The organism is Pricia sp., from assembly GCF_041745955.1.
Lineage (GTDB): Bacteria > Bacteroidota > Bacteroidia > Flavobacteriales > Flavobacteriaceae > Pricia.
This window is the reverse complement of sequence record NZ_JBGTHY010000546.1, coordinates 1-10,007: the sequence shown is the minus strand read 5'-3', so window position 1 is coordinate 10,007 and position 10,007 is coordinate 1. Positions and strand designations below refer to the sequence as shown.

The 10,007-nt window shown below is 44.7% G+C and carries 9 protein-coding genes; 7 read left to right on the top strand and 2 right to left on the bottom strand.

All coding sequences use genetic code 11. From position 1 onward, the window contains the following. Positions 1-279 (bottom strand): S1/P1 nuclease (locus tag ACEW8S_RS19610; protein WP_373519799.1); only part of this gene is annotated, 279 nt, incomplete at its 3' end. A 124-nt stretch (positions 280-403) separates the two neighbouring features. On the opposite strand from ACEW8S_RS19610, the gene ACEW8S_RS19605 reads away from it, so the two are divergent. From ACEW8S_RS19605 to ACEW8S_RS19575, 7 genes are all read left to right on the top strand, one after another. After that, on the top strand, positions 404-2,665 hold the full coding sequence (locus ACEW8S_RS19605) for a transglycosylase domain-containing protein (RefSeq protein WP_373519798.1): 2,262 nt from the start codon (positions 404-406) through the stop codon (positions 2,663-2,665). Between the two features lie 125 nt (positions 2,666-2,790). Then, positions 2,791-3,063 (top strand): DUF2089 family protein, encoded by a 273-nt coding sequence (locus ACEW8S_RS19600; RefSeq protein WP_373519797.1) that lies wholly within the window; start codon positions 2,791-2,793, stop codon positions 3,061-3,063. A 73-nt stretch (positions 3,064-3,136) separates the two neighbouring features. Next, positions 3,137-3,409, top strand: a complete 273-nt coding sequence (locus ACEW8S_RS19595) for a hypothetical protein (RefSeq protein ID WP_373519796.1) — start codon at positions 3,137-3,139, stop codon at positions 3,407-3,409. Between the two features lie 396 nt (positions 3,410-3,805). Beyond that, positions 3,806-6,007, top strand: coding sequence for a DUF5916 domain-containing protein (locus ACEW8S_RS19590; RefSeq protein ID WP_373519795.1), 2,202 nt, complete (start codon positions 3,806-3,808; stop codon positions 6,005-6,007). Positions 6,008-6,009: 2 nt separating this feature from the next. Beyond that, positions 6,010-6,819, top strand: coding sequence for a Cof-type HAD-IIB family hydrolase (locus ACEW8S_RS19585; RefSeq protein ID WP_373519794.1), 810 nt, complete (start codon positions 6,010-6,012; stop codon positions 6,817-6,819). 4 nt (positions 6,820-6,823) lie between these two features. Continuing rightward, positions 6,824-8,086: a DUF819 domain-containing protein gene (locus tag ACEW8S_RS19580; RefSeq protein WP_373519793.1), complete on the top strand. Its 1,263-nt coding sequence runs from the start codon at positions 6,824-6,826 to the stop codon at positions 8,084-8,086. Between the two features lie 297 nt (positions 8,087-8,383). After that, the gene (locus ACEW8S_RS19575) at positions 8,384-9,100 is read left to right on the top strand and encodes a DUF4369 domain-containing protein (RefSeq protein WP_373519792.1); all 717 of its coding nucleotides are present in this window, start codon (positions 8,384-8,386) and stop codon (positions 9,098-9,100) included. Positions 9,101-9,207: 107 nt separating this feature from the next. Here the strand turns inward: ACEW8S_RS19575 and ACEW8S_RS19570 are convergent. Continuing rightward, the coding region (locus ACEW8S_RS19570) for an aldose 1-epimerase (RefSeq protein WP_373519791.1) at positions 9,208-10,007 on the bottom strand (800 nt) is incomplete at its 5' end.

Below are 10,007 nucleotides of genomic sequence, written 5' to 3'. Positions count from 1 at the left end.
TGGCGGTTCGTCACCGTATTTTTTATCCGCGGGATAATTGACATAATGCCAGGCACTAAATTTGCGATACGAACTATCGGCCTTGATCTCATCCCCAAAATTGGATACGGCGGCCAAACTTTGACCATCCAGTAATTCAGCAATGGCGTTTGCCGCTTTTTTCGTGAGGTTCTCCTGTGCTACCTCCCCTACGACCCTATGCCCTGTTTTTGACCAAATGGGGTTGTTGGCGAAGCATATATTGGTTACAAAAAACAATACGAGGATACATTTTTTCATTCAGGGAAATTTTCGTCAAAAATAGTCCAACTAAATTAAATCAATTGTTAAGCTTCATACGGATTTTATTTTTTAGTCGGATATTGCGGACGATAAGGCGTAAGTCATCCTAAACAAAAAAATAGTGCTGTTAAAACAAATAAAATCCCCTATCCTAAGATATAGTATTTTGGCCATCGCTGCTGGAATAGCAATAATCGTCCTTTTGATCCTCAGCATCTACTTGGGCGTTTGGGGGAAAATTCCAAATAAAGAAGGCCTCTCCGATTTTCAATACCAGCGGGCATCCGAGGTATATACGATAGACAGTGTGCTCATTGGTAAATTCTATCTCTACGATAGGCAGCCCATCGCTTTCGAAAGCATCCCGCAACATGTATTGGATGCTCTGGTCGCCATTGAAGACGAGCGGTTTTACGAACATTCGGGCATCGATTATCAAAGTTTGGGCCGTGTGGCTATCAAAACGGTGCTGATGCAGGACCAATCGTCAGGGGGCGGAAGTACACTGACCCAGCAATTGGCAAAAAACTTATATCCGCGAAGGGACAGAAATGTGTCAAACATTGCAGTGGACAAAATCAAGGAAATGGTTATAGCATCCCGTCTAGAAGATATCTTTTCAAAGGATGAAATACTGACCCACTATCTGAACACGGTTTCCTTTGGAGATAATACGTTCGGTATCGAGAGTGCATCCCTGAAATTCTTTAACAAACGAACCAAAGACCTTACCGTCGAGCAGGCTGCCACCTTGGTAGGTATGCTCAAGGCCACCTATGGATATAATCCAAGGATATTTCCAGAAAAAAGCTTGTCCCGAAGAAATTTGGTACTCCTTTCCATGGCGAACAACGAATTCCTATCCGCAGAAAAAAAGGATAGTCTGACCGATATACCCATTACCTTGGATTATCGGGAATACGACAACAACGACGGCCTGGCTCCCTATTTTCGGGAAGAGGTCCGGAAAAAAATGCAGAAATGGAGTCTCGAACAGCGGGAAAACGGCAACGAATACAATATTTATACGGATGGACTCAAAATCTACACCACCCTCGACTACAATATGCAATTTTGGGCCGAAGCGGCGATGCGCGAACACATGGCCAGCCTGCAGGAACAATTCGAGAAAAGTTATGGCAAGAACGCGCCTTGGCTTACCGATAAGAAACTAATCGAAAAAGTGGTACGCGGCACGGGCGTCTATAAAAAGCTCAAGGCGCAGAATCTGAATGACGCCCAAATCATGGATTCGCTAAAAACGAAACGAAAGATGACCCTTACCGATTGGAAAGGCGAAAAAACGGTCGAGGCGAGTTCGTATGATAGTATCGTACATTACATGAAATTTTTGAATACCGGATCTTTGGCGATCGACCCGCAAACCGGGGCGGTAAAAACGTGGATCGGCGGGGTAGATTTCGAACATTTCAAATACGACCATGTGGCACAAAGCAAACGGCAGGTCGGGTCAACGTTCAAACCGATCGTGTATACGGCCGCCCTGGAAACCGGTATCGCACCCTGTACGTATTGGTCTGCCGAAGAGGTGGAATACGAAAACCTGAAAAACTGGTCGCCCGGCAATTCTGGCGACGATGATGAGGCTTACCTCAACTATTCGATGGAACAGGCCCTTAGCAATTCGGTGAATACGGTAACCGTAAAAGTCCTGGAAAAAACGGGACTGACCAATGTCATGACCATGGCCAAAAATATGGGCGTTTTTACGAAACTGCCCGAAGAGCCATCTATCGCCCTGGGCACCGGTGAACTTTATCTCAACGAACTGGCGGGCGTATATGCTACCTATCTCAATGATGGTAAGGCAGTTCTGCCCTATTTCATCGAACGGATTACGGACAAAAAAGATTCCCTTTTGACCAAATTCGAACCCAAACGTGCCAAAACTCCCGCTTTTTCGGAAGAAACACTTCAAATTATGCTCGAAATGATGAGATCGACCGTTAATATGGGTACGGCCTCACGAATTCGAACCACCTACAAACTCAAGAACGATATCGCCGGCAAAACTGGTACTACCCAGAACAATAAGGATGCTTGGTTCGTTGCCCTGACTCCCAAAATGCTACACGTCACCTGGGTAGGCCTTGAGAACCACGAAATCGGATTTCGAAGTACCGCTCTTGGTCAAGGCGCCAATGCCGCCCTGCCGATATTCGCCAAGCTTATGCAGGAACTGAACCGGCATCCTTCGTACGATACCATCACCAAGGCCCGCTTTGAAGAACCCGATCCTGAAATCGTCCGGTTGCTGGATTGCGACCCGGTTAAACGTGACGGTTTCTTCAAACGTTTGTTCAAGAATCCCGACAAGAAGAAGAAAAGGGAGTTTCGGAGGAAAGATTCTGAAGGGTATTAGGCGGTATCCATAGCCATAGCCATAGCCAATCAGCGTTTAACCAAAATTTTACTCAATTAAAACTAAAAATAACTAATTTAATTATAACTTTTATTTATATTTGACTTAATTATTTTTAGTTTTCAATGAGAAATCTACCCATTCAATGTCCCAGTTGTTCGGAACCCTTACTTGTTAGTGAACTTTCCTGTTCGGATTGTGAGACCGTTATTTCTGGAAAATATCCGCTTCCCAAGTGGTTACAGCTTCCTTTGGAGGACCAAGAATTTATTCTGCAGTTTGTATTTACCAGTGGCAGCCTAAAAAAAATGGCGATCAAAATGGGAATAAGCTACCCCACGGTACGCAATAGACTCGACGATATCATCGAAAAATTGAACATACAAACTTCCCTATGAAAACTGTTCTATTGAATCCCTTTGAAAAATATCAAGAGCGCACGCTTTTATTATCGGAACGATTGCGACGGTATTGGGCTCCACGATTGCTTATTTCTTCAATGCAAGATTCGATGGAGTAATCGACATGCATCTTGTCGGTCAAATTAGCCTTTGGCAACCTTTTGCGGACAATGCCATCAATATTTTATGCCTGACATTTGTATTATTTTTAATTTCGAAGTACCTCAATCCCAAGACCCGTGCCATCGATATATTGACTACGGTGGTTATTGCCCGTACGCCCTATTATATATTGCCGCTGTTCAATGCCGATGGTACCTTTATCGAACTACCCAGGAAATAGCTGAGATGGCAACACCCGGCAAACTGCCAGATATTCCTTCGTTGGCAATTGTTGTAATTCTAGTATTCGCCCTTATTTCCATCATTTTTTTGATTTGGTATGTGATACTACTTTACAATGGCTTCAAAGTTTCTTCGAACGCAAAAGGTACCAGACCCATAGTTCTTTTTATCGTGGGTATCATCGTTGCGGAACTTGTTTCAAAGTTTGTTATTTTCAAACTTATTTGAATCTGGAATGAGCCATGCTTTGAAATTAATTCAAAAAAAAACAGCTGAAGCCCTATCTTACCGAAAATAGGCTTGAACCTTGAATTGTTATTGGCAGTTACCTCTTGAATTTTATCCCTTTCTACGAAAAAACCCTAAATTTGAAAGACCGGTTAAACCCCTTTCGATGACCAGAGCGCTTTGCACTATCCTATTCCTCATTGCGAGCGTTCTTGCCTATACTCAAAATCCCAACAAAAGCTTTACCGTAAAACTGGTATCGGACTTTCTTGAAATCGATGGTATTCTCGATGATCCGGCTTGGGAAAATGCCGGGGGCGCCAAAGACTTCCAACAATACTTTCCTTCGGACAAGGTCCTGGCAAAACATCCTACGGAAATCAAAATGGTCTATAATGCTACGACCCTATATATTGGCATTAAGGTGTCATCCATAGGAAACAATTGGGTCATACCTTCTTTGGAACGGGATTTTAGGGCCGGTGGCAACGATAATATTAGCTTGATGTTCGATACGTTTAACGATGGTACGAACGCCTTTTTGTTTGGCATCAACCCCTTTGGCGTTCTAAGGGAAGCCCTGATTTCCAGCGGCGGGGAGGACAGCGACAGTGATTTTAACACCTCTTGGGATGTCAAATGGCTCGGCGAGGCCAAAATGTTCGAGAACTATTATACAGCGGAACTGGCCATACCCCTGACCTCCTTCAAATTCAGGGAGGGCGAGACCAAATGGCGGTTCCAGAGCTATAGGTTCGACATGCAGACCAATGAACGGAGTGCTTGGCACCCCGTACCACAAAACCAATCCGTTTTCAGCCTAGCGTTTATGGGCGATATGGTTTTCGAAAAACCTTTGGGAAAATCACGTACACCTCTCGCCATCATACCCTACGTGAACACCATTGCGGAAAAGGATTATTTAATCGATGACGGCCGAATCAACCTCAAAGTAGGAGGCGACGCCAAAGTGGCCATTGGCAACGGTATGAACCTCGACATTACCGTAAACCCCGATTTCTCGAACGTAGAGGTAGACGATATTATCACCAACCTGACCCGGTTCGAGGTATCGCTACCCGAAAAACGTCAATTTTTTATCGACAATAGCGACCTATTCGGAAGTTTTGGTGGCGGCAGGGATGCCAATCCGTTTTTTTCGAGACGTATCGGCATCGCTAGGGACAGTGCAGGCAATTCTATAGAAAACAGGATATTGGGCGGTGTTCGTCTCAGCGGAAAACTCAATGATAATTGGCGGTTGGGCGTGCTAAGCATTCAAACCGATGAGGACAAGGCCAACGAAATCGCATCGAACAACAATACGATGCTCGTTCTGCAAAAAAAGATTTTTGCCCGTTCCAACATTGGCGCATTTTTTATCAACAAAGAATCGTTCAAGACGTATGACTTTGTGCAACGCGATGATGAATACAACCGGGTAGTCGGGCTTGATTATAACCTAGCTTCAAAAAACAACAAATGGACAGGAAAGTTTTACGGCCACAAATCGTTCCAACCCGATGACAAAAGGGGCAATTACTCCACCGGGGCTTTCTTAAGCTACAACACCAGAAAGTACAATATCTTTTCCGATTGGATCCATATCGATGACGATTTCCGCTCCGATCTTGGGTTCGTTCGGCGTACCGATATCGTTAAATCGGCAACGGGTATACAACGGCTCTTCTATCCAAAAAACGCAATTATCAACACTCACGGTTTCCAGTTTTTCCCCATAATTACATGGCAACCAAGCTTGGACTACAAGAACACAGATCGCAACATCATGGCCTCTTGGACCGCAGAATTCCAAGACCAGTCCGAATTCACGGCAGAGTTCTTTGGCGAGTATATCTTTTTGTCCAAACCCTTTGACCCTACGAACACTGAGGGCGGTGTTCCGCTTCCGGATAATCATGGTTATCATTTTAATAGTGTCGCAATGGAATACCAATCGAACCGGGCAAAAGCCGTTTCTTTCGAAGGCTTTGCACAAATCGGCCGGTTTTTTAACGGCGACCTATTTTCCTTTAAAGGGGAAACAACGCTTCGTCTACAACCAAAGGTATTGATATCCTTGGCCCTGAACCACAACCGGATACGGCTGCCCGACCCTTACCCCGACGGCGATTTTTGGTTGGTCAGTTCCAAATTTAATCTTACGTTTAGCAAATCCATATTTTGGTCCACCATTTTTCAATACGGCAATCAGGCCAATAATTTGGGAATTAATTCGAGACTGCAATGGCGTTTTGCGCCATTGTCGGATTTGTTTGTTGTTTACAATGATAACTATGTCGTCAATCAGTTCGAACCGCGCTACCGGTCGATAAATTTGAAATTGACCTATTGGCTGAATCTTTGATTATGAAATACAAAATCCTCTGTTCCGATCTTGACGGAACATTGCTATCCAGTAAAAGCGATGTGTCGGATTTTACGATATCCGAAATCGCAAGGATAAGGGACAAAACACGAATTATATTGGTCTCTGCCCGAATGCCGAGGGCCATGGTATATTTACAGCGAAGATTGGGTATTTTAGATCAGCCTATCGTTTGCTATAACGGGGCCTTGGTGTTGCATGGGGATATCGAAATTTCCTCAACCGTAATCCAGATGCAGCACCTTTGGGAAATACACAATCTCGCCCAATTGCATTTCACAAAATTAGGACTGTACTATACGAATGAATGGTTTGTAGAAGAAAATAGCGCGCGGGTACGGAAGGAAATCCGCTACACCCAATCCACTCCTATTTTCAGGGATACTCCCGACACGTTGAAAGATTGGGAAGACCGGAATATAGGGGCGCACAAAATCATGCTTATGGGCACCAAGATTACTTCGGATCTGCTTTATCCGCTGCTGGAAAAGCAATTTGGTGAAGATTTGCACCTGTACCGCTCGAACGATACCTTGATAGAGATCGCCCCGAAATCCGTCTCCAAACTTACCGCTATCCGAAGTTTGTTGGCGGCCGATGAATCGCTGTCGGATGTCATTGCGTTCGGCGACAATTACAACGACATTGAAATGATAGAACACTGTGGCTACGGAGTTGCCGTAGGCAATGCCCGGGAAGAAGTAAAGGCCATAGCCGATAGCACGACCCTGCCCAATTATGAGGATGGGGTAGCGTATTTTATTAAATCCGAACTCATAACCAATAACTAAAGCAATGGATCAACCCCTAATCACCAACGACACCGTAGTATTCGGTCTACTGGCCCTCTCACTAGGCTTCATTTTCTACACCTCTTCACTAAAAACAGGGTTTTGGAGTAAGTTCTATTCCATTGTCCCCGGTGTACTTATGGCCTATCTTTTACCGGCCATCTTGGCCAGTACGGGCGTGGTTTCCGATGAGACTTCCAATCTTTATTTTATGGCGAGCCGCTATCTTTTGCCCGCTGCTTTGGTCTTGATGACTTTGAGTATCGATCTAAAAGCCATTTCCAACCTAGGTTCCAAAGCCCTGATCATGTTTTTGACGGGCACGGTGGGCATTATTATCGGAGGCCCCATCGCTATTTTAATCGTTTCCATTTTTTCCCCGGACACCGTTGGCGGTAGCGATTTCGACGCCGTATGGCGTGGACTTTCCACAATCGCCGGAAGTTGGATAGGAGGCGGTGCCAACCAAGCTGCCATGCTTGAAATTTTCCGCTACAATCCCGATGAATACGGCAAAATGGTTCTGGTAGATATCGTAATCGCCAATATTTGGATGGCCGTCATCCTATTCGGGGTTGGCAAAAGCACCCGAATCGATACATGGTTAAAAGCGGATACTTCGGCCATCGAGACCTTAAAGATAAAGGTCACCGAATTTGCGGAAAAAATAGCCCGGGTACCGACCTTGAAAGATTATATCATAATGCTATCCTTTGCATTTACAGCAACGGGCATCGCCCATTTTTTCGGGGACGAAATCAGCGATTATTTGATAGCGAATAGTGCGCAAGTAGCGGATCCGTCCAATTTTATGTCCTTTTTAGGTTCCAGTTTCTTTTGGATGGTAGTTCTCGCAACAGCTATAGGGATAGGCCTTTCCTTTACGAAAGCCAAGAATTACGAGGGTGCCGGAGCCAGTAAAATCGGAGGTATGTTCATTTACATTTTGGTAGCCACCATTGGTATGAAAATGGACCTCGGAAGGGTATTGGAAAACCCTGGACTGCTGGCGGTAGGTTTTGTATGGATTTCGATTCACGCGGGACTGCTGATACTTGTCGCCAAACTCATCAAAGCCCCTTATTTCTTTTTGGCCGTTGGCAGCCAGGCCAATGTTGGCGGGGCGGCATCGGCACCTGTGGTCGCTGCGGAATTCCATCCGTCGTTGACTTCGGTAGGTGTGCTCTTGGCCGTTTTTGGATATGTAATAGGAACGGGGGGAGCTTTGCTCTGCGCCTATTTGATGGAAGTTGCCTCTAAAATGTAGTTCTAGTCCCGTATTATCCCTTGTCGTCGGACAGGAAGGCGACCATTAAACAAGCCATGACAAAACAAATCGCAAAAAAACAGAAAAGGACGACATAATTGTTCATAAGTAGGAATTTTCGCCTAAATTACAGAAAAATTCGTGTTCCAATACATTTTATGCGGATTTTTCGATGAACTTACCTATCCGCTTGATGACCAGCACCGTTTCTAGCCGTTGGTCGATTGCAGACATTTTAGACTCGGGGATACCACGGAAAAAATAAATAATCGTGATATTTGTAGTGAAATTTGAGACATGAAAAAAACAATAGTATTTAACCTATTATTTGCACTTTCAATCGTTGCCTGCGGCGATGCTATTTCAGAGAACACCATGATAGTAACCGGAAAGGTAAAGGGCCTAAAAAAGGGCACGCTGTTTCTACAACACATTCCAGATTCTACCTTGGTGACCCTAGATTCACTGCAGGTTGAAGGCGATGGCAACTTTAGTTTCAAGACCGAGCTGGAGAGTCCCGAGATATTCTACCTGTACCTCGACAAGAAAGACGCCAACGATATCAACGACCGTATTACCTTTTTTGGTGAACCAGGCACCATTACCATTAACACGGCTTGGAACACTTTTGATACCGACGCTAAAATCGAGGGTTCAAAGACCCAAAAGAAATTGGAGGAATATCAAAAAACAATGTCCCGTTTCAATTTTAAAAATCTAGAGCTGATGCAGACCTCCGCTAACCGGGAGACCGCATTGGATTCCGTACAAATGGATTCCATGCAACGATTAAGCGATAAAAACGTGCAGCGTGGCTATGCGTTCGCCCTTAATTTCGCGCTGAACAATAGAGACTCCTACATCGCACCTTATATCGCTCTCACCGAAGTATCGGACGCCAACGTCATTTATCTGGATTCTATCTACAATTCCCTAACCCCGGAGGTCGCGGATTCGAAGTATGGCAGTAAATTGGGGGAGTATTTGGCGGAAGTTAAGGCAATCAATAAGTAATTTGGTTCACTGAATCCAGTTTGATAGTCATATCACAATTAAAATTTCTTCGTGCATTTGATTTAGACGGGTTAAATGGCACAAGAACATCATCTTGGCGCAAATTTTCACGGCGTAATCCAAACCTTAAAAGTCCTTGCTCCATCCCCCAAATACTGAAATCCCTCGTGCAAATTCCGCTGCTCGACAGTATAGGGGTAAAAGGTGATCGGCTCGATACACACCATATTGGGCACTTCCGTCCAAAGCATAAAGTTGCCAAAGCCTTCCGTCTTTATCCGAAGGTGTTTTTTATCTTTTAATAGGATTTCCTCGCAATTCGGGACTTCCAATGCACGGCTGCCCACGGCCAGAATATCATCCAAGGAAATACTCTTTTCTCCGGCAACGATTTCGGGGTTTTTCGAATATAGCTTAAAAGCAGGATGGTATCCCAACATAAAAGGACTATCGCGTTCTCCGGAAACGGTAAACGTGATTTCAAGTCCCGATTCCGTCAGCAAAAACTGTTTTTGGAAAAGAAAGTCATACGTCCAGAATAAATACTCCTTGTTCGATTTTTCGGGATACTTCGAATTTTTAACCGGGGTATGCGCCTCGTAGGTTTTTTGAAAAATAGCCTCCATTTTCGTTTGCGAAATCAGCTCATATTCCATTTCCCGCAACAGCCCATGCTGGTCTTGAACGGCAATGTCCCTTGGCGTCTGCACCTGAAATTTGGCTTCCGCGGTCGGCCCGATAATGGGAAACATCTCGGTATCGGAACTACGCCAACCGGGACTCTCCTGTTGATGGATGTATTCATAGCCGTCGACTTGAAAACCGACAAGCTCGCCGGCATCCATTTTTACGGTTTTATTATCAAGGTTTAATTCTAGCATTGTGAATGGTCTTTTTAGTTCATCCT

Excerpts from the sequence above, each read along its gene's own strand:
- ACEW8S_RS19600 (WP_373519797.1), top strand. The coding sequence starts at position 2,791 with ATGAGAAATCTACCCATTCAATGTCCCAGTTGTTCGGAACCCTTACTT.
- ACEW8S_RS19590 (WP_373519795.1), top strand. The coding sequence starts at position 3,806 with ATGACCAGAGCGCTTTGCACTATCCTATTCCTCATTGCGAGCGTTCTT.
- ACEW8S_RS19585 (WP_373519794.1), top strand. The coding sequence starts at position 6,010 with ATGAAATACAAAATCCTCTGTTCCGATCTTGACGGAACATTGCTATCC.
- ACEW8S_RS19580 (WP_373519793.1), top strand. The coding sequence starts at position 6,824 with ATGGATCAACCCCTAATCACCAACGACACCGTAGTATTCGGTCTACTG.
- ACEW8S_RS19575 (WP_373519792.1), top strand. The coding sequence starts at position 8,384 with ATGAAAAAAACAATAGTATTTAACCTATTATTTGCACTTTCAATCGTT.